Origin of the sequence: uncultured Winogradskyella sp. (genome assembly GCF_947501905.1) — a bacterium.
Classification (GTDB): Bacteria; Bacteroidota; Bacteroidia; order Flavobacteriales; family Flavobacteriaceae; genus Winogradskyella.
Genome location: NZ_CANMXL010000006.1, coordinates 38,661 through 60,664 on the forward strand (window position 1 = coordinate 38,661; position 22,004 = coordinate 60,664).

Consider the following 22,004-nt stretch of genomic DNA (forward strand, 5'->3'; position numbering starts at 1 on the left):
GTAGACAACCTTTTTAAAAATTAAAGCGTCTATATAAATAAATCATCAAATCATACTCATGCAAAAACTTCTACTTTCAATTGTATTACTTTTTACAACACTATTATCTTTTTCTCAAATCAGAGGAAATATTACTGATAGTAAAAACCAAGCACTTCCCTTTGTAAATGTATTTATAGAAAACACTTACAAAGGAACTACCACTAATGATGCTGGTTATTATGAGCTTAATATTACAGAGAAGAAAAGCTATAATTTGGTATTTCAATACCTAGGTTATAAAACAGTAAAGAAATCAGTTGATATTACGGAATTGCCTTTTACTCTAAATATTACTCTAAAAGAAGAAAACGTATCACTTGATGAAGTGGTTATTAATACCGAAGAAAATCCGGCAAATATCATTATGCGTCAAGTCATAGCAAAACGAAAAGAAAATCTTGAAAAGATAGAAAGCTTTAAAGCAGATTTTTATTCTCGTGGGTTAATGCGAATAAAAGACGCACCTGAGAAGTTTTTTGGCCAAGAGGTAGAAATCGAAGGCTTAGATTCTACACGTAGTGGTATTCTTTACTTATCTGAAACGATTTCAAAAATTCAATATTTAAGACCAGACCGTCTTAAAGAAAAGATAACTGCATCAAAAGTTAGTGGTGATGACAACGGTTTTAGCTTCAACAATGCGCAAGATGTAGATTTTAACTTGTATAACAATACTATTTCTTTAGGGAACGAAATTATCTCTCCTATTGCAAATAATGCTTTTGGATACTACCGTTATAATTTAGATGGTGTTTTCTATGATGATCGTGGCAACCTCATCAACAAAATAAAAGTCACTCCTAAACGAGAGAACGATCCTATTTTTTCTGGTTACATATATATAGTTGAAGACCAATGGACATTATACGCTTTAGAATTAGACATCACAGGTGAGCAAGCTAGAATTCCTGTTGCAGATATTATTACATTAAAACAAAACTTCTCTTACTCCGAAACAAATGGTATTTGGGCTTTAATTTCTCAAAGTATAGACTTTAGCTATGGCATATTTGGTATTAAAGGTGATGGTCGTTTTACAGCGGTTTATAGTAATTACGAATTTAATTTACCACTCACCAAGAAAGATTTTGGTCGCGAATTGGTAGCTTTTGAAAACGAAGCCAATAAAAAAGACTCCTTATTCTGGAATACTATTAGGCCTGTACCACTTACCAAAGAAGAAAAAGTAGATTATGTAAAAAAGGATAGTATTCAACTCGTAAAAGAATCTAAACCATATCTCGACTCTATTGATAGAGCTCGAAATAAATTTAAACTTGGTAACCTTTTAGGGTATACTTATCAAAATTCTCATAAAGATTACCGCCTTGGTTTTGATATTCCTATTGGTGGTGTTCAATTCAATACCGTGCAAGGATGGAACGCCAGAGCTAATGTATTTTATAGAAAAAATTATGACGATTTTAAACGTTACTTCTCTGCTAATGGCTCTATTAACTATGGAATTTCTGATGACCGCTTGCGCGCAAGAGGCTCACTAACTTATAAGTTTAATGATATCAGTCGTTCATTTTTAACGCTTTTTGGAGGAGTTGAAACCAGACAATTCAATGGGTCTAATCCAATTAGTCCAATCGAAAATACTGTGGCTTCGTTAGGCTTTATAGAAAACTATTTAAAAATTTACGAACGTCAATTTGTTCAGCTTAATTATTCCGAAGAATTGTTTAATGGTTTTAGACTATATTCTGATATAAGCTATGAAAAACGAAACGCACTATTCAATACTACTGACCAAACCTTTTACCCTGAAGACGATAAATCCTATACAAGCAATAACCCAATCAATGAAACTGCTTTTGGCGTAGCGCCATTCCAAAATCATAACATTATAAAATTTAATGTTTCGGCAAGAATCAATTTTGGTCAGAATTACTTGAGTTATCCTGATAGTAAATTCAATATATCAAGTAGTAAATACCCAACACTTTTTGTGGGTTACGAGAAAGGACTGGGCGCTACAAATAGCGATTATAATTTTGACCAAATCAAAGCACGATTATATCAATCTTTCACTATTGGAAACAAAGGACGTTTTGCCTATAACATAAGAGGTGGAAAGTTTTTTAATGCTGATGATATAGCCTTTATGGATTTTCAACATTTTAATGGCAACCAAATTAATTTTAGTCGTCGTGGCAACTATACTAATGTCTTTAACAATCTAGGTTATTACGATTTAAGTACAAATGACAGCTATCTAGAAATGCATGCCGAACATGATTTTAATGGTTTTATTTTAGGTAAGATTCCATTATTGAATAAATTAAATTTTAACCTCGTTGTTGGTGCGCATAACCTAGCGACACCAGATAACAAACCTTATCAAGAATTTAGTATTGGCTTAGATAATATTGGTTGGGGAAAATGGCGTTTTTTAAGATTTGATTATATTAGGTCATACCAAAACGGGTATCAAGGTGATGCATTTGTTTTTGGTTTGAAATTTTTCTAAGTAAAAAATTGAATCATGAAAAAATTAATACTTCTCTTTATTCTTGCCATAGGATTTAATCTTTCTGCGCAAGAAACAGAAACTCAAGACTATTCCAAAAACGTAGCCACGCTTGACAGCACTATTGAAACTTTATATTCAGTTATTTCAGGAGACAAAGGCGTAGAACGCAATTGGGAGCTATTCAAGCATTTATTTCATCCAGATGCAAAATTGATTCCTACCGGAAAAAATAGAGAAGGTCAAACCATTGCGCGTTACATGGCGCCAGATGACTATATAAAAACTTCTGGGAAATGGTTGTTCGAAAATGGTTTTCATGAAGTAGAACTTAACCGAACGACTGATACTTTTGGTAATATTACACAAGTATTTAGTACATACGAATCTTTTAGAAGCAAGAGTGATACTAGCCCTTTTATGCGAGGTATTAATAGTATTCAATTACTAAACGATGGTAAACGCTGGTGGATAGTAAATATTTATTGGATGCAAGAATCTGAAGCCTCACCTATTCCTGAAAAGTATCTTCAGAAAAACTAACTTTTTCATTTAATCCATATCAATAATTATTGCATCAGTCATTTCGACCGTAGAGAGAAATGACATAATTGTGGTTGTACGTAACGTGATATTGCAGGATGCGATGTCTCCATTCGTCGACATGACTGAGTACTCGGATTTGTACTTTTCAAAATCAACAAGTAACCCAACAAAATCTTAAAGTCATTTGAGGTCTGCGATATAGTACTTACATTTAGCATCCTTAACACAAACCTTTACTCATGCAAAATTCATTTTCGGCTAAAGCAATACTATTTTTAGCTCTTTCAGTTTCATTTGTATCTATTTCACAAGAAAAAGCAAAACCAATTTTTAAAGATGGTGAAGCGCAAATTGTTGAAGCTTTTAGCGATACCTCAAAATATTTAAGACATGACCTTTGGGTAGAAACAGAATTTGATACCGATGGTGATGGTGAACTAGACCGCATGCACGTCTCTGTGACACGACCAGAACAAACAGAAACAGAAGACTTAAAATTACCTGTAATTTATGTCACAAGCCCTTATTTTGCTGGTGTAGCAGGTGACGAACCTGGAACCATGTGGGATGTAAAAATAGAATTGGGAGCATCTGCCAAAGAGCGTCATCATCCTGAAGTAACACGTCGCGGGAAACGTCCGATTATTTCAAATTCTCATATAAGAAAATGGGTGCCAAGAGGTTATATCGTTGTACACTCATCTTCTCCAGGAACAGGTTTATCTGATGGTGCTCCTACAATTGGTGGACTCAATGAAGAGTTAGCACCTAAAGCAGTTGTACAATGGTTGACAGGTAAAGCAAAAGGGTTTACTGAGCGTAACGGAACTGAAGAAGTAAAAGCCTATTGGTCCACTGGAAAAGTTGGCATGACTGGTACATCTTACAATGGGACGCTTCCATTAGCAGCAGCCACAACTGGTGTTGATGGTTTAGAAGTTATTATACCGATTGCACCAAATACATCATCTTATCATTATTACCGTTCTAACGGTTTGGTACGTTCGCCAGGTGGTTATTTAGGAGAAGATATAGATGTGCTTTATGATTTTGTACATAGTGGTGATGAAGACAAACGTGCTTACAACAATAAAACGATTAGAGATACAGAATTAATGAACGGTATGGATCGTGAAACTGGAGACATGAATGATTTTTGGTATAATCGCGACTATTTACCAAAAATGAAGAACATGAAAGCTGCAATGCTGATGTCTCATGGTTTTAACGATTGGAATGTAATGCCAGAACATAGCTATCGTATTTACATGAAAGCTAAAGACATGGGCTTACCAACAGCAATATACTATCATCAAAATGGCCATGGTGGACCGCCACCAACATCTATGATGAACAAATGGTTTACAAAATACTTACATGGTATTGACAATGGCATTGATAATGAAGAAAACAAAGCTTACATCGTAAGAGAATATGATGATAGGCAAAAACCAACAGCATATAAAGATTACCCAAATCCCGAGGCTGAAGATGTGACTTTAAATTTAACTTCTGGTGGAAACACTTCTGGAGGTCTTACAATATTGAAAGGAAATAAAGCAACAGAAAAACTTATTGACGATGTGAGTTTTAGCTACAAAGATTTGGCAAAAGCTGAAACATCTCAAAATCGTTTATTATATGTTACAAAACCATTAAAAGAAGACTTGCATATTTCTGGAGTTCCAAAAGTAAGTGTAACGCTAAGCAGCAGTAAAAAAGCAGTGAATCTTTCGGTTTATTTGGTATCTCTACCATTAGCTGATGGAAAAATTACTGACAATTTAATTACCAGAAATTGGGCTGACCCAAAGAATTACAAGTCCTTAACTGACGAGGAAGATTTAAAACCCGGGAAGTTTTACACCGTAAATTTTGATTTACAACCAGACGACCAAATCATTAAAAAAGGACAGCAAATTGGCTTCATGATTTTCTCTAGTGACCCAGAATTTACACTGCATCCAAAAGCAGGAACGGAGTTATCCATTAAACTAGATAAAACCTCAATTACATTACCAGTGGTTGGTGGGAAATCGGCTTACTCAAAAGCGGTAAACTAATTCTTATCCTCCAAAAGCGGTACAAAGCGGAACTCACCAAGTTCATGCTTTTCAAATTCTTTAGGCCCTTTTCTTATAAAAAGGGTCATTATTTGTATAGCATCACCTACTGGTATCACCAAACGTCCTCCTATTTCTAATTGAGATAACAATGGATTAGGTACAAAAGGCGCACCTGCTGTGACAATAATACTTTTAAAAGGCGCTTCTTCTTCGAAACCTTTGTAACCATCACCAAAAATTAACTTCTTAGCACGGTAACCAATCTTGGGTAAAAACTTTGAAGTTTTCTTAAACAATTCTTGTTGGCGCTCAATACTAAATACCTTGGCACCGAGTTCTAACAAAACAGCAGTTTGGTAACCACTGCCTGTTCCAATTTCTAAGACTTTATCGCCACGTTTTACTTCCATTAATTCAGATTGAAACGCCACAGTATATGGTTGAGAAATCGTCTGGTCTGCTGCAATAGGAAATGCTTTATCTTGATACGCATGGTCTATAAATCCTGAATCCATAAACAAATGCCTCGGAATTTTTCCAATAGCCGCTAACACGTTTTGGTCTTTGATGCCTTTTTTTACAAGTGTTTCGACCAATTGTTGGCGCATACCTTGATGCTTAAATGTATCTTTCAAAATGGTAGTTTAGTTGTTGCTAAAATAATTCAACAAAAAGCAAATTCCAACATAATTTTAATCTTCAAACCATTATATAATTAATAGTTTTTTATAAGCTCATTTTCATATTTTTCAATGAAAACGATTATTTTTGTGAAAAACAGAAAAACATGCTAAATGCTGGTGTTCTCGGTGCTGGTCACCTTGGGAAAATTCATCTAAGATTACTTAATCAATCTCATAAATATAATCTAGTCGGCTTTTACGATGCAGATCCAGAAAATGCTCAAAAAGTTGTTGAAGAGTTCGGTTACAAATACTTTGACACTATTGATGCTTTAATTGAAGCCGTAGATGTTGTAGATATCGTAACACCAACACTTAGTCACTACGATTGTGCAAAACAGGCTATTGCTAAAGGTAAGCACATCTTTATAGAAAAGCCAATTACAAATACTGTAGAAGAAGCAGAAGCCATCAGAACTTTAGTAGCTGAGCATGGTGTAAAAGGACAAGTTGGGCATGTTGAGCGATTTAATCCTGCCTTTATTGGTGTAAAAGACCAAATAGAAAATCCTATGTTTATTGAGACACATCGTCTCGCTGAGTTTAATCCTCGCGGAACAGATGTGCCAGTTGTTTTGGATTTAATGATACATGATATAGATATTATCTTAAGTGTTGTCGATTCTCCTGTAAAGCATATTTCGGCAAGTGGTGTTTCTGTTATTAGCGAAACTCCTGATATTGCAAATGCTCGTATTGAGTTTAAAAACGGGTGTGTTGCTAACTTAACGGCAAGTCGTATTTCATTAAAGAATATGCGAAAAACGCGCTTCTTTCAGAAAGATGCATACATTTCTGTTGACTTCTTAGAAAAGAAATGCGAGGTCGTAAAAATGAAAGATGCACCTGAAAGTCCTGGTGATTTTGATATGATTCTTCAAAATGCTGAAGGCATAAAAAAGCAAATCTATTTTGATAACCCTGAAATAGAAAATAACAATGCCATTTTAGATGAATTAGAAACATTTGCAGATGCCATTAATAATAATACCAAACCTGTAGTAACACTACATGATGGTACTGAGGCATTGCGTGTAGCCAATATGATTATCAATCAGTTTTAATTCTCACAAAACAATTCAAATAAATTCTTATCAAAATAAGAGCAAAATATAATTTTCAATGAAAAACGTAGCAGTCATAGGCGCAGGCACAATGGGTAACGGAATTGCCCACACATTTGCACAATCTGGTTTTAAAGTACAATTAATAGACATAAGCGAAGCCTCATTAAAAAGAGGCATAGATACCATTGCCAAAAATTTAGACCGAATGGTAGCCAAAGAAAGAATCACAGAAGCTGAAAAAGCTGAAACTTTAGAAAATATAGAAACCTTTACAAGTATTACTGAAGGTGTAGAATATGCTAGTTTAGTGGTTGAAGCTGCTACAGAAAATTTAGATTTAAAACTTAAAATATTTAGAGAACTAGATGAGGCTTGTCCTGATGATACTATTTTAGCCACAAACACATCCTCAATTTCAATTACACAAATTGGTGCAGTAACATCTAGACCAGAAATGGTTATTGGTATGCACTTTATGAACCCTGTGCCAATCATGAAGTTAGTTGAAATTATCAGAGGTTACAACACCAGTGATGAAGTGACTAATACTATTATGGAATTATCTAAAACATTAGGTAAAGTCCCTACAGAAGTTAATGATTATCCAGGCTTTGTTGCAAACCGTATTCTAATGCCAATGCTTAACGAAGCCATTGAAACATTATACAATGGTGTTGCTGGTGTTACGGAAATTGACACCGTTATGAAACTTGGTATGGCACATCCAATGGGACCATTACAACTAGCAGATTTTATTGGTTTAGATGTTTGTCTTTCTATCTTAAATGTGATGTACAACGGTTTTAAAAACCCAAAATACGCACCATGTCCATTATTAGTAAATATGGTTATGGCAGGAAAATTAGGTGTAAAATCTGGTGAAGGCTTTTACGATTATTCCGAAAGTAGAAAAGCAGAGAAAATAGCAAAACAATTTGCTTAATACTATAATGATTTGGCCAAGATAATTCCGTTTAAAGCTGTACGCCCTACAAGAGATAAAGTAAGTCTTGTAGCATCACGCTCCTATCAAAGCTATACACAAGCAGAACGCGAAGCTAGACTGGATTATAATCCATATTCATTTTTACATATTGTTAATCCTGGTTATAAATATGACAAGGAAATCTCAGGAAAAGAACGTTATCAACTTGTAAAAAATAGATATCAAGAATTTAAAGAAGATGGTGTTTTTGTTCAAGATAAAAAGGCGGCTTTTTATATCTATCGTATTGTTGATAGAGATCATCAGATCTTTAATGGTATTGTTGCTGCTGCAAGTGTTGAAGATTATAAAAATGATTTAATTAAAAAGCACGAAGACACAATCGAAAGTCGTGAAATTGTGTTTAAAGACTATCTTAATACTGTGGGGTTTAATGCAGAACCCGTACTTCTCACCTATCCTGATAATGATAATATTTCAATCATAATTTCTGAAATTCAGAAGCAACGTGCCGAGTTTGAGTTTACTACCACATATCGTGACACACATTACCTTTGGCAAATAGATAATCAAAATGATATCAAAGTTATTTCTGATGCATTTGCAGAAATGAAAGTACTTTATATCGCTGATGGGCATCACCGTTCATCTTCTTCAAGTTTGCTTTGTGAGCATCAAAAGACTGAAAATCCTAATCATTCTGGAGAAGAAACCTATAACTACTTTATGAGTTTTCTAATTCCAGAATCCGAATTAAGACTCCATGAATTTTACAGAGTTATCAAAGATTTAAACGGATTAACAAAAGAAGAGTTTCTAATTCGGCTAGATACGATGTATCGCATAGAGAATCGCGGCATTATGCCATATAAACCGTCAAAACCACATCATTTTAGCATGTATTTAGATGGAGAATTTTATTCGTTGTATTTACGCAAACATAATTATGACTTTAAAACATCGCTAGATGATTTAGATGCACAATTACTCTATCAAACTATCCTAAAACCAATTTTAGGAATTGATGATTTACGCAATAATACACGTATAGATTATTTAAGTGGAAAAAAAGATGTCGTAAACTTAAAAAGTATGGTTGATACTGGAGAGTTTAAAGTTGGTTTTGGTATGATTCCTGCGACTATAGAACAAATGAAGGCTATTGCTGACGAAGGTTTAAAAATGCCCCCAAAAAGCACTTATATTGAACCAAAATTAAGAAGCGGTGTTACCATTTATGAGTTTTGAAAATGAATATTAAAGAGAATCTTAGTCAAATAAAATCTCAGTTACCAGAGTATGTTAATCTCGTAGCTGTTTCTAAAACAAAACCAGTTTCTGACTTAATGGAAGCCTACGAAGCTGGTCAACGCATTTTTGGAGAAAACAAAATCCAAGAAATGGCAGAGAAATGGGAAGAAATGCCAAAGGATATTCAGTGGCATATGATTGGTCATGTACAGCGTAACAAAGTGAAATACATGGCGGAATTTGTGAATTTAATTCACGGCGTAGACAGCTTAAAACTACTAAAAGAGATAGACAAACAAGCAAAAAAGCATGATCGTTTAATTGACTGCTTATTTCAAATTAAAATCGCTGAAGAAGACAGTAAGTTTGGTTTATCTGAAGAAAATGTAAAAACAATTATCGCTTCAAGTGAATTTTCAGAATTAGAAAACATTAAAATTATTGGTTTAATGGGCATGGCGACCTTTACTGATAATATGCAACAGGTTGAGAATGAATTCAAATTTTTAAAATCTGCTTTCAACAATTTAAAACGGCATACAACATTAAACTTTAAGCTAGAAACTTTAAGTATGGGCATGAGTGGCGATTACAAATTAGCTATTGACTGCGGCAGTAACATGGTAAGAGTTGGGAGTAGTATTTTTGGTTCTAGAAATTACAATTAAATGGCCTTTGATACTTTTATAAATACACCTATCTTTCCTATTAATTATAAATTATATTTCTAGACAGATTTACGCAATACTAGACATAGAAACCACCGGTGGAAAATTCAACGAAGAAGGCATAACAGAAATTGCCATATACAAATTTGATGGTCACGAAATTACCGATCAATTTATTAGTCTAGTAAATCCTGAAAAAGAAATTCAACCTTTTGTAGTCAATCTTACTGGTATTAATAACAAAATGCTTCGCAATGCACCAAAATTCTACGAAGTAGCCAAGCGTATTGTTGAGATTACTGAAGATTGTATTGTTGTAGCACATAATTCTTCTTTTGATTACAGAATTTTGAAGACAGAATTTCAACGTTTAGGATTCCCTTTTAAAAGAAAAACGCTTTGTACAGTAGAGTTATCCAAACAGTTAATTCCGGATATGCCATCTTATAGCTTAGGCAAACTCACTAGATCTCTTGGTATAGCCATAAGTGATAGACATCGTGCGGATGGTGATGCAAAAGCCACTGTAAAGCTTTTTAAAATGCTTCTTAATAAAGACCTTAAAAAGGAAATTATTACTCAGGCAGTAAAAACAGAACAGAAATCTAAAATAGCCGCCAACTTAAAATCTATTATTGAAGAATTGCCCACAGAAACTGGCGTATATTATATTCATAATGGAAACGGTGATATTATTTATATTGGGAAAAGCAATAACATAAAAAAAAGAATTACCCAGCATTTTACTGGTACAAACTCTAAGTCAAAGAAAATTCAAACTTTAGTTAGTTCTGTTACTTATGAGCGTACTGGTAGTGAACTCGTTGCTTTATTAAAAGAAAGCGAAGAAATTAAAAAGAACAAACCCATTCTCAATAGAGCGTTACGTAAAACCATTTTTACACATGCCTTATACCAATTTACAGACCAAAACGGGTATATTAATCTCAAAGTAGACAAAGCTAATAGAGAAGAATTACCTATAACAACATTTACAAACAGGCAAAGTGCTAAAAGCTTTATGCATAGCATCTCTGACAAATACGAATTATGTCAAAAGCTAATAGGATTATACAACACAAATTCCAGCTGTTTTAAATATGAGGTAAAAGAATGTGATGGAGCCTGTATACAAGAAGAACCCATTGATTCTTATAACAAGAAGGTGAATGCTTTAATAGAACTTCACTCCTATGAAAATAAGAATATGTTGATTATTGATAGAGGCAGATATATTGATGAAAAAAGCGTCGTTGTTGTAGAAAATGGCATTTTTAAAGGCTTAGGATTCTTTGATTTAAACCATCAAATAAATAACACTGATGTTTTACTCTCATTAATTACACCAATGTCCAACAATAAAGATCATCAGCACATTATTCAAAGTTATGTAAGGCGGCATAAAAAAAGACTAAAAATCACTACCTTCTAAATATGAAAAGACTCTGTTTCTGGATTTTAATTTTGCTTTCATTTGTATCATTTTCTCAAGACGATGATCAGAAATTTAAAATAACTAGATCAGATTTAGAAATCTCTGTATACGATAAAGATTCTACAGCAAATGCATTTGTAATGCATGAAAAAGGTATAAGTTTTGTTGAAAATAAATCATTCAAACTTGTAACCATAATAAGGAGAAAGGTTAAAATTCTTAATAAAAATGGGTTTAACAAAGCCAATATTGAAATTCCAATTTTTGGAAATAAAAATGGCTCTGAAGGTGTTGGTAATATTAAAGGCTCTACTTATAATATAGAAAATGGGATTATAACCAAAACCTCTTTAAAGAAATCTGAAATATATGTAGACAATAAAGGAGGTTTTTCAGTTGTTAAATTTCCAATGCCAAATGTACAAGAAGGTTGTGTTATAGAATATAGTTATACCATTACATCTCCATTCATGTTTAAATTTAAAGAATGGTATTTTCAAGAGGATATTCCAAAATTATATAGCGAATATATTACTAGTATTCCTGGTAATTATGAATACAATATAAAGCTAGTAGGGTTTTTGGATTTTGATAGTAAAGAATCAGAAATTGACAACGCATGTTTAACTACTCGTGCTGGTGGAAAAGCGTCATGTGCAGTTACGAAATATGTAATGAAAGACATCCCGGCTTTTATTGAAGAAAGTTATATAACATCACCAAATAATTACTTATCAAGACTAGATTTTGAATTAAAAAAGACAAAAAGCTTCTATGGTAAGACTACAAATATTACGAAAACATGGAAAAGTGCTGAGAAAGAATTTAAGTCTAGTAATTTTTTTGGGAAACAAAGCAACAAAAAGAAGGTTACAAGTAATATTTTACCTGATAGTATTAAATTATTAGACAAGAGCATAGAAAAAGCTAAAGACATCTATGAATATGTAATAAATAACTATAGATGGAACGGTACATATTATAATGGTAATTCTACTATCAGAGAGGTAAAAAAAGATAAAACTGGCAATGTTTTTAGTATTAATCTACTGCTAAAAAACATTTTAGAGAGCCAAGGTTTTGATACAAAGCCAGTACTATTATCAACCAGAAAAAACGGGTTTGCAACCAAACTATATCCAGTAATATCAGACTTTAATTATCTAGTAATAAATCTAAAATTAAATAATGAGTCTTATTTGTTAGATGCCACAGACTCCTATCTTCCTTTTGGCGAATTACCTTTTAGATGTCTAAATGGGTATGGTAGACAATTCGATTTTAAAAATGGAAGTAATTGGATAGATATTGAAGCTCCAAATTATTCTATTCATCAATATAAATTTAAATTAGAATTAGCCGAAGATAACACGTTCTTTGGCAATATAAATAGTAAAACAACAGGTTACCCATCTCATAACACAAGAAGAGCTTTCTTTGATAATCCTGAGAATTACTATGCATCATATAGAGAAGAAAACCCTATCATAGATATAAATAAACATGAGGTTTTGACAAAACAAAAAAATGACTTAAGTTTTGAAGAGCTGATAGAAATTAACCATCAACCAGATATTATAGATAATAAAATATATTTTAATCCTTTCCTCATCAAGTTTTTTGATGAAAACCCTTTTAAGTTAGAACAAAGAACTTACCCCGTAGATTTTGGCTATAAAGATATTTATCAATACAGTATGGAAATTGATTTAAAAAATCATTTAAAAATTGTAGAGACACCAGACACTGTTAATATTGCTTTACCAAACAAAACGGGCTCAGCGATATTTTCTACAGCAGCTAAGAACAATAAGCTGACCATTTTCTTTAAAATAAAGTTTGATAAAGCTATATATGAACCAGAATATTATGAGGCATTAAAATCTTTTATGAGTAAAATTGTTGAAATTCAAAACAACACTGTAATTATATTAGAAAAACAGTAAGTATTTTTATAAGATTAAATTGACTAACTACTATATTACTAAACATAAAAAAAGACTAAAATTACTACCTTCTAAATATGAAAAGACTCTGTTTCTGGATTTTAATTTTGCTTTCATTTGTATCATTTTCTCAAGATTATGATATAAGTATGAATGTTACAAAAACTGACTTAACAAATAATAGCTTTGAAAAAGACCCTAATGCCGAAGCTATATTAATATATGATTATGGCAATGCTTTCTTTAATAAAAAAACATGGCGGTTAAATATAGACTATAAACAAAAGATAAAAATACTTTCAAAAGAAGGGTTAGATAGAGGTCAAATAGAAATCCCGCTTTACATAGGGAAAAATTCTAGAGAAAACATAAAAAATATCGTAGTAAGAATCTATAACTTAGAAAACGATCAATTGATTGTCTCAAAAATGGATGATAGTGCTATCTACAGAGAGAAGAATGAAAATTTCGAAATTGTAAAATTAGTGTTTCCAAATGTAAAAGTAGGTAGTGTAATAACATATAGTTATACAAAAACAACTTCCTTTATAAATAAATATGCACCATGGTACTTTCAGCTAGATATCCCATCGCTCTATAGCGAATACAATGCAAGTATACCTGGCAATTATGACTATCACATAAAATTAGTAGGCACTTTACCATTAAAAGAGAATAAAAGTAGTATAGAATATAATTGTTTAGAGGCAGGAAGAGGTGCAAATGCAAATTGTGCAATTTATAAATATGTAATGACAGATATTCCTGCATACAAAGAAGAAAAATATACGACTACGGAAAAAAATTACCTCTCAAGGATTGAGTATGAGCTTAGTGTAGTAAAACAATTTAACGGAGAGGTTAAGAAAATTTCAAAAACATGGCAAGATGTGGATAGTGAGTTAAAAGCTGATTCGGATTTTGGTAGGCAAATAAATAAGAAAAAACTGGTAAAAGACATTTTACCAAGCTCAATAATAAATATTGTAGATGATACCGAAAAAGCTAAGGCCATATATCAGTTTGTTCTTGACAATTATAAATGGAATAAAAAATCTGGAAGATATGACGCTTCAATAAAGCGTTTGCTTGAAGAAAAAGGCGGTAATGCATTTGAAATTAACTTACTACTTCAAAATCTATTATATTCTCAAGGCTTAGAATCTTACCCTATGTTATTATCCACAAGAGATAATGGTTTAGCCACAAAAGTTTATCCAGTAATAACAGATTTTAACTATGCAGTAATAAAACTAGTTCTAGAAGATCAGACATATTATTTGGATGCAACTATGCCATACTTAAATTTTGGAGAGTTACCTTTTAGGTGTCTTAACCAATATGCAAGAGTTTATGATATAGAATATGGAAGTTATTGGGAAGATATAATTCCAAAAGATTATTCATCCACTCAAATTGGGATAAAATATAAACTAGGTGAAGATAATCTTATTAGTGGTAAACTAAGTAGAAATATTATAGGTTATAATTCTCATTCTTATAAAAAACTCTATTATGAAAATGCAAATCTTTATAGAGAGAATTTAAAAAGTCAGATATCAAATAGCACTATAAAAAGCCACAAAGTGCTTTCAAAAAGTATAAGTGACAAAAGATTTTCAGAGGAGATAGAACTAACTCATGAGGAAGAATTTATAGGAGACAAAATTTATTTTAATCCGTTTTTATATAAATTTTACAGTGAGAACCCTTTTAAATTAGAAAAGCGAACCTATCCGATAGATTTTGGATTCAAACAGGCATTTCTATATTCTTTAGAGATTGATTTGGGTGAAAAATTAAGCGTTGTTGAGTTACCAAAAGATTCAAATTTAGTATTACCTAATAAAGCTGGTTTAGTTACTTTTTCTTTTAAAGTTAATGGAGATAAGCTCTCTGTTTATACAAGAATAAAACTAGACAAAGCTATATATGAATCTGAATATTATGATGCGTTAAAATCTTTTATGAGTAAGATTATCGAAACCCAAAACAACACTGTAATTGTATTAGAAAAAAAGTAAAATTTACTTTTCGTAAATTTAAAACGTGAAAACAAACAATAAACATAATTGGCGTAAAAAGCTTCATGAAATAATTTATGAAGCTGATACTCCTGCCGGAAAAACCTTTGATTTAAGCTTATTAATACTGATAATTACTAGCATCATCTTGGTTATGTTAGAGAGTGTCTGTGCTGATGGTTGTTCACCAAAAAATTTTGGCATCAATCCTGAATCATTTTTTGCCGATTTTGTAAATCTATTATCTGACAATTTTTTTTATTACTCTGAATGGATAGTAACAATAATATTTACAATAGAATATATAGCAAGAATTATTACCGTAAATAAACCTAGTAAGTATATTTTTAGTTTTTATGGTATAATAGATTTTCTGTCCACTATTCCAATGTATTTATCCTTTTTTATTGTTGGCTCTCAATCTTTAGTAGCATTAAGAGCTCTAAGACTCATGAGGGTTTTCAGGATATTGAAGTTAACTAGATATATAGGCGCATCTACAAACTTTGTTAGGGCTCTAAAAACGAGTCGTGCAAAAATTGCTGTTTTTCTTTCATTTGTTGTGATACTATGCGTCATTCTTGGTACTGTAATGTACCTCGTAGAAAGCAAAGAGAGCGGATTTACTAGTATCCCTAGAAGTGTCTATTGGGCTATTGTAACCTTAACTACTGTGGGCTATGGAGATATAGCGCCTGTGACTCCCTTAGGACAATTTATAGCTTCTATAATTATGATTATGGGTTATGGAATAATTGCCGTTCCGACAGGAATTGTATCTTCAGAAATGACAAAAGTTAATAAACATGAAGTACAAATTAATACGCAATCATGTTCAAATTGCTTAGCAAGTAATCATCGTGATGAAGCTCAGTTTTGTCATAATTGTGGAGACCATTTACATGAGAACTAAAATTCTTATTTCTATTGTTGGCCCTACTGGCATTGGCAAAACCGCACTTAGTATTAAACTTGCTAATTATTTTAATACTGAGATTATTTCTTCAGATTCTAGGCAATTCTTTAAAGAGATGGCTATTGGCACAGCTGTACCAAATAAAGAAGAGCTTAGCTGTGCAAAACATCATTTTATTCAGCATATATCAATCAAAGACACCTACAATGTCGGTCAATTTGAAAAAGATGCTCTTCAATTATTAGAACAACTATTCAAAAAACATGACGTAGTAATTATGGTTGGTGGCTCTGCTTTATACTCCAATGCAGTTATTAATGGTCTTGATGAGTTTCCTAGAGTTCCAATAGATATAAGACAAAGTCTTAATAAAAAACTACAAACTGATGGTATAGAAAGCCTACAAGAAGAACTTAAAATTCTAGATAAGAAAAGCTACGAAACTATTGCTATAGATAACCCTCAACGACTTATTAGAGCTTTAGAAATATCTATAGGTACTGGAAAACCTTATTCAAGCTTTTTATCTAACCCCAAACGAAAGAGACCTTTTGAAACTATTAGCATTGGTGTTAAGGCTGATAGAGAAACTATTTACAAAAGAATAAATCAACGTGTGGACATCATGCTAGAAAATGGTTTGATAAATGAAGTGAAAAAATTGCAGAAGCATAAAGACTTAAATGCACTAAATACAGTAGGCTATAAGGAATTATTCAAATATTTTGAAGGCGAATGGACTTTAGATTTTGCAGTATCTGAAATTAAGAAAAACACAAGACGGTTTGCAAAACGCCAACTGACATGGTATAGAAAAGATGAAAGTATTTCATGGTTTGATTATCTAACCAATGTAAATGAAGTGATAGAACACATAGAAAATAGCATAAAAAAACCAGCTAAATAGCTGGTTTTTTAATTAACACTGATTATTCTAATTATTTATTTATCACCAAACGGAAACCTTCTCCATGAATGTTTAAAATTTCAACATTTGGGTCTAACTTTAAGTACTTACGTAATTTGGCGATATATACATCCATACTACGAGAAGTAAAGTAATTATCATCTCTCCATATTTTTGTTAATGCTAATTCTCTAGGCATTAAATCATTTTCATGAAGCGCTAATAATCTTAATAATTCGTTTTCTTTAGGTGATAATTTTTCTGGGTCACCACCATCAAAAGATAAGAAACGTAGCTTAGAATTTAAATGGAATCTACCTATAACAAACTCAAACTGTTTGCTATCTGCAACACTATCAGTAGCTTTACGCTGCATAATTGCTTTTATCTTCATTAATAAGACTTCGCTATCAAAAGGCTTATTTAAATAATCGTCTGCTCCTACTTTATAACCTTTAAGTACATCTTCTTTCATAGCTTTAGCCGTTAGGAAAACGATAGGCACATCCGTATTTTTTTCACGAATTTCTTTAGCTAATGTAAAACCATCTTTATAAGGCATCATTACATCAAGGATACAAAGGTCGTAATCGTCTTTTTTAAACTTTTCAAAACCTTCCATACCGTTTTTAGCATGTACAACATCAAAGTCATTCATGATTAAATAGTCTTTAAGAACTGTTCCGAAATTTGGATCGTCCTCTACTAGCAGTATTTTTTTATTTTGTTCTTCCATAGTCTTATGATATTAATGGGAGTCTTATTATAAAGGTACTTCCCTTTCCTTTTTCACTTTCTACTGATATATGACCTTGATGGTCGTCTATAATTCGTTTTACATAGGCCAGACCTAAGCCATGACCTTTTACATTATGTACATTCCCGGTGTGTTCTCTATAAAATTTTTCAAACACGCGTTTTTGTACTTGTTTTGACATGCCGCTACCTTGGTCAGAAATTTTTAAGAGAATATTGTTACCAATATTTTCTGTAAAAACATCTATTTTAGGCGCATCATCAGAATACTTTACAGCGTTATCAAAAATATTTACAATCACATTGGTAAAATGTGTTTCATTTGCCAAAACTGATGATTTTATAGCATCAAGATGCAGTTTTATGTAGCCTTTTCTGTCTTCGACAATTAATTGTACATGCGTCATTGCATCTTCAACTATGTCGTGAAGCTTTAAGCGTTCCTTACTAATATTTAGCTCATTTTTTTCAAGCTTAGATATTCTAAGAACATTTTCTACTTGGGCATGCATACGTTTGTTCTCATCTTTAATCATACCTAAGTAACGCAACACCTTTTCTTTATCATCAATAATTTTGGGATTCTTAATAGAATCTAAAGCTAAGTTTATTGTTGCAATAGGCGTTTTAAACTCATGTGTCATGTTATTAATAAAATCTGTCTTAATCTGCGATATCTGACGCTGTTTTATTAATTGATATATAGCACTTGTATAAGCTACTATAATTACACTTGTAAAAATGATTGATAAAACTATCATCCAAAGAATAGAAGAAATCAAAAACTTATTACGTTCTGGAAAATCTACCCATAAATTAAACGTACTTTCATTGTTATTATCTAGAAATATTGGAACACCATATGAGCTAACCGTTTTATCGAAATTGTCACTCCTTATTTGTGTAGAGAGATCTTGATCATATATGGCGTATTCAAAATCTATGTCAACACCTTCATTTTTAAGATTTTTTTTTAGCAACATTTCAACAATCTCAGGACCAATCCTTTTGTTTATAGGATAATCGTAAACAGACATCAGTTCTTTAAAAGTTTCCTTCTGTAAAAATTTTTGAGCATCTGTAGGCATACTATTAACTTGCCTATATTGCTTTAAAGGTGTTGTAGAACCTCTGTCTAACGCACTATTACTATATACTTCTGTAACACGCTCGCTAGTTAATTTACTAACGCTCATGCTATCTGCATCTATTTCAAAGAACAATGATGGTATTTTAAAACGCTCTTCTAAAATTATATTTTGATGAACAATTGTTTGGTCATTTTCTTCATCTTCTAACGCTACAAATAAACGTTGAATAAGCGTAGAGTCAGGCTCCTTAGAGTCCTGAAGATAGGGCTGAATTTTTTCGAAATAATTTCTAAATTCTATATCTTCAATAGACTTTGAAACAAAACTCAAAGACCGTTTTACATTTAATGTAAACTGCTGACGCTCATTCTCTAAACTCTTATTTATAAAAAATGACTGAACGAAAATTATACCAATGAGTGATAGGCTCATTAATACCACCAATAACACGAAAAGCTTTTTGTTCATCGGTTCAAATTTAACATTTTAACATTTAGCATAAATTGTGTTTAACCTTACATTAACACAAATGTTAAAATTTGACTTATTTGATTTTTGCTAGAAGTTGCTCATGTATAGTTATAGCTTGAAGTTTTGCTTCTTCTAAATTGTTATTATAAATAACAAAGTCGGAGTTTTCAATTTTTTCATGATCTGAAAGTTGATTATTAATAATAGCCTTCACAGTATCACGGGATGTGTTATCTCTTTTAGTTACTCTTTTTATTCGTTCTTCTTCATCAGCAACTACAGTAATAATATAATCGTATTGTGCTTGTAAATTATTCTCAAATATTATAGCTACTTCTTTTAGCGTATAAGGCGCTGTTTGTTTTTTTACCCATCTCTTAAAGTGGGCACCAACTTTTGGATGCACAATACTATTCATTTGTTCTAAAAGCGCCTTATCTTTAAATATTTGCTGGCGTAGAAACTCCCTGTTAAGTTTATTTTCTTGGTAAGCCTTGTCTCCAAATAATGCAACAAGTTTCCGCTTAATAATCTTTGAACGGTTCATTAAAGCTTTGGCTTCTTTATCGGCGTGATAAACAGGTATGTCAAATTCTTCAAAATACTTTGAAATAGTAGTCTTTCCACTACCTATACCACCAGTTATACCAACAATTATATGCTCTTTTGACTCTTGCATTAATCTGAAATAATGAATTCTATCCTATTCTGTAATGTACGAGCGCGTTTCACTAATGGCGATATTTTTGCTAATTCTAAATCTAGGTAGCGTTTATTTTCATCTTTGAAATCTTTGAAATCACATATAACTTCAAAATTTTCGGACTTGATTATATTATAATTATCTAAATCTACATAATAAACAACATCAACATTTTTAGGAAAATAATTTATTTTTTTTCCTAATGGCTCATTAATTAGTTTGATTGGTATATTTAGCTTTCCCTCAGTAAAACGTCTTACAATTCCATTGATTTTTACTTTATCTGGTACTAAACTAATCTTATTGCTATTATTATTTAACAAAGTAATAGACGCTTCTATATCTTTATTAATATCTCCTAGCACAATTGGCTCAGTAACTATTTTTTTAATAGAGTCTATAATTCGCCTAGATCCAATAACTTTAACTGAGTCTTGGGATAATTCTAACTGTCCAACTACATCGTATCCTTCAGCATAAGTTATATCACTATCTAATATTAATGGGACATTTTTTGAAGAAAGGACATCGTAATGAAATTCAATTGTATCCGGTTTGACACTTAATATGTCTACTGTATTACCAAATTCTTGTATTAGCCTGTACCTATTATTACTTACATCCCAAAACAATGATTTGTCTTTCTTAAAAACTTCCGTTTGGGCATCAATATCTAGAGATATTGTACTACTGAATAAATATTTTAAAAGATTAAAACCTCTAGCTTTTACTGTAACTTCTGCAATACTAGAAGAATCATTTAATATTACTATCTCATCTTCTAAATTAGTAAGCTTTAGATTAACGGAAACTACTTGAGTGTAAGATTCAGAAAATTTAGTAAGCATTAAAAACAAAAATGCAGCAGCTAAAAAAAATCCAAATAACTTAATATTTCGCTTTTTTAAAGTACTAAACGTTTTTTTTGAAACTAGGTTTTTCATTTAAAAAACAATTTAGGAAAAATCTTCTCAGGTTTTCCTTTTAATGTCTTTAGTTTTATAGTAGAAATTAAGAAGCCATAGCCATATCCAAAAAACTGTATACAAACTGCCAATAAAGATTGAAAGCCAACCCATATGTTTTTATTAGATATAGTAGAAAGTATAAAAATTAGTAAAAGATAAAAACCATACATGTAAATCGGAATGTAGATATCTAAAAATAGTACTACAATCGACAATAAAAGCCCCAATGAAAAGATTGTAGGAAACCAATAGGTGATTTTTTTAGAACTAGGATGCCACTTATTTAAAATTGGTCTTACCTGTCCAAATTTATTTACCTGCTTGTAAAATTTGCGCCATGAGATCCGTCTTTTATGATAGACATAAGCATTTTTTATTAAGGTTGTTTTATAATTTAAAGCTTTAATCCTTAAGACTAAGTCTGGATCTTCTCCTGGATGAACTTTACCAAATCCTCTGGTAGCCAAAAAAGCTTCTTTTGATAATCCCATATTAAAACTCCTAGGCTGAAAATCTTCTAGAGCCTCGCTACCTCCACGGATACCTCCAGTGGTTATAAAGGATGTCATTGCAAAATTTATAGCTTTTTGCAAGCTGCTAAAAGAATGATGCGCTGCATCTGGACCACCAAAACAATGATAAAACTTATTACTTAAAAAATTATCTGCTTCAATAAGGTAATTTTCTGGAAGTATAACATCTGAATCTAGTATAATATAATAGTTGCCTTTAGCATATGTCATCCCGTAATTACGAGAATCTCCTGGTCCTGAATTCTCTTTAAAAAAATATGAAATATTCAATCTCTCATTATAATCAGAAATAATATGTTTCGAAGTTTGCGTAGAGCCGTCTTCTACTATTACAATTTCGAAACTAATAGAACCTCTAAGGTTCAAAAAACTCTCTAAAAGCTCTTCAATTTCTTTTGGTCTGTTATAAACAGGAATTATAAAAGAGTAACTCAATGGTTCCATATCAACAAATGTAAGTATTGTGCATAAAAAAAGCCACCTATTTTAGGTGGCTTTTAAATTAAAAT

At 31.8% G+C, this 22,004-nt stretch carries 18 protein-coding genes; 12 read left to right on the forward strand and 6 right to left on the reverse strand.

Annotated elements, in window-relative coordinates; translation table 11 throughout:
- Positions 1-58 precede the first annotated feature (58 nt).
- The 3 genes from Q0770_RS13615 to Q0770_RS13625 all read left to right on the forward strand — a co-directional run bounded on the left by Q0770_RS13615 (position 59) and on the right by Q0770_RS13625 (position 5,127).
- Positions 59-2,518, forward strand: a complete 2,460-nt coding sequence (locus Q0770_RS13615; protein ID WP_299117881.1) for a DUF5686 and carboxypeptidase regulatory-like domain-containing protein — start codon at positions 59-61, stop codon at positions 2,516-2,518.
- A gap of 15 nt (positions 2,519-2,533) precedes the next feature.
- The gene (locus tag Q0770_RS13620; RefSeq protein ID WP_299117884.1) at positions 2,534-3,061 is read left to right on the forward strand and encodes a hypothetical protein; all 528 of its coding nucleotides are present in this window, start codon (positions 2,534-2,536) and stop codon (positions 3,059-3,061) included.
- A 242-nt stretch (positions 3,062-3,303) separates the two neighbouring features.
- Positions 3,304-5,127 carry a Xaa-Pro dipeptidyl-peptidase gene (locus tag Q0770_RS13625; protein WP_299117886.1) on the forward strand — a complete coding sequence of 608 codons (1,824 nt, stop codon included), beginning with the start codon at positions 3,304-3,306 and terminating at the stop codon, positions 5,125-5,127.
- Here the strand turns inward: Q0770_RS13625 and Q0770_RS13630 are convergent.
- Entirely contained in the window at positions 5,124-5,765 is a 642-nt protein-coding gene (locus tag Q0770_RS13630) for a protein-L-isoaspartate(D-aspartate) O-methyltransferase (protein WP_299117888.1), read from the reverse strand. The genes Q0770_RS13625 and Q0770_RS13630 overlap by 4 nt on opposite strands.
- A 152-nt stretch (positions 5,766-5,917) precedes the next feature.
- Between Q0770_RS13630 and Q0770_RS13635 the strand changes: the two genes are divergently transcribed.
- From Q0770_RS13635 to miaA, 9 genes are all read left to right on the forward strand, one after another.
- Positions 5,918-6,877, forward strand: coding sequence for a Gfo/Idh/MocA family protein (locus Q0770_RS13635; protein WP_299117890.1), 960 nt, complete (start codon positions 5,918-5,920; stop codon positions 6,875-6,877).
- 58 nt (positions 6,878-6,935) lie between these two features.
- Complete coding sequence (locus Q0770_RS13640; RefSeq protein WP_299117892.1) at positions 6,936-7,823, forward strand: 3-hydroxyacyl-CoA dehydrogenase family protein; 888 nt, start codon at positions 6,936-6,938, stop codon at positions 7,821-7,823.
- A 12-nt stretch (positions 7,824-7,835) separates the two neighbouring features.
- Positions 7,836-9,074 (forward strand): DUF1015 domain-containing protein, encoded by a 1,239-nt coding sequence (locus Q0770_RS13645; protein ID WP_299117894.1) that lies wholly within the window; start codon positions 7,836-7,838, stop codon positions 9,072-9,074.
- A gap of 2 nt (positions 9,075-9,076) precedes the next feature.
- Positions 9,077-9,745 (forward strand): YggS family pyridoxal phosphate-dependent enzyme, encoded by a 669-nt coding sequence (locus tag Q0770_RS13650; RefSeq protein WP_299117896.1) that lies wholly within the window; start codon positions 9,077-9,079, stop codon positions 9,743-9,745.
- Positions 9,746-9,812: 67 nt separating this feature from the next.
- Positions 9,813-11,177, forward strand: coding sequence for an exonuclease domain-containing protein (locus tag Q0770_RS13655; RefSeq protein WP_299117979.1), 1,365 nt, complete (start codon positions 9,813-9,815; stop codon positions 11,175-11,177).
- 2 nt (positions 11,178-11,179) lie between these two features.
- A complete protein-coding gene (locus Q0770_RS13660; protein WP_299117898.1) occupies positions 11,180-13,126 on the forward strand; it encodes a DUF3857 domain-containing protein in 1,947 nt (648 codons plus the stop codon).
- Positions 13,127-13,203: 77 nt separating this feature from the next.
- Entirely contained in the window at positions 13,204-15,150 is a 1,947-nt protein-coding gene (locus Q0770_RS13665; RefSeq protein WP_299117900.1) for a DUF3857 domain-containing protein, read from the forward strand.
- Between the two features lie 25 nt (positions 15,151-15,175).
- Complete coding sequence (locus Q0770_RS13670; RefSeq protein WP_299117902.1) at positions 15,176-16,063, forward strand: ion transporter; 888 nt, start codon at positions 15,176-15,178, stop codon at positions 16,061-16,063.
- Positions 16,053-16,973 (forward strand): tRNA (adenosine(37)-N6)-dimethylallyltransferase MiaA, encoded by a 921-nt coding sequence (gene miaA, locus Q0770_RS13675; RefSeq protein WP_299117904.1) that lies wholly within the window; start codon positions 16,053-16,055, stop codon positions 16,971-16,973. The genes Q0770_RS13670 and miaA overlap by 11 nt, the downstream gene beginning before the upstream one ends.
- 31 nt (positions 16,974-17,004) lie before the next feature.
- On the opposite strand, the gene Q0770_RS13680 is transcribed toward miaA, so the two are convergent.
- The 5 genes from Q0770_RS13680 to Q0770_RS13700 all read right to left on the reverse strand — a co-directional run bounded on the left by Q0770_RS13680 (position 17,005) and on the right by Q0770_RS13700 (position 21,939).
- Positions 17,005-17,709 (reverse strand): response regulator transcription factor, encoded by a 705-nt coding sequence (locus Q0770_RS13680; RefSeq protein ID WP_188375302.1) that lies wholly within the window; start codon positions 17,707-17,709, stop codon positions 17,005-17,007.
- Positions 17,710-17,713: 4 nt separating this feature from the next.
- Entirely contained in the window at positions 17,714-19,288 is a 1,575-nt protein-coding gene (locus Q0770_RS13685) for a sensor histidine kinase KdpD (protein ID WP_299117905.1), read from the reverse strand.
- 76 nt (positions 19,289-19,364) lie between these two features.
- Positions 19,365-19,970 carry a dephospho-CoA kinase gene (coaE, locus tag Q0770_RS13690; protein WP_299117907.1) on the reverse strand — a complete coding sequence of 202 codons (606 nt, stop codon included), beginning with the start codon at positions 19,968-19,970 and terminating at the stop codon, positions 19,365-19,367.
- Positions 19,970-20,938: a YbbR-like domain-containing protein gene (locus Q0770_RS13695; protein ID WP_299117909.1), complete on the reverse strand. Its 969-nt coding sequence runs from the start codon at positions 20,936-20,938 to the stop codon at positions 19,970-19,972. The genes coaE and Q0770_RS13695 overlap by 1 nt, the downstream gene beginning before the upstream one ends.
- Positions 20,935-21,939 (reverse strand): glycosyltransferase family 2 protein, encoded by a 1,005-nt coding sequence (locus Q0770_RS13700; RefSeq protein ID WP_299117911.1) that lies wholly within the window; start codon positions 21,937-21,939, stop codon positions 20,935-20,937. Before Q0770_RS13700 ends, Q0770_RS13695 begins: the two co-directional genes overlap by 4 nt.
- Positions 21,940-22,004 lie beyond the last annotated feature (65 nt).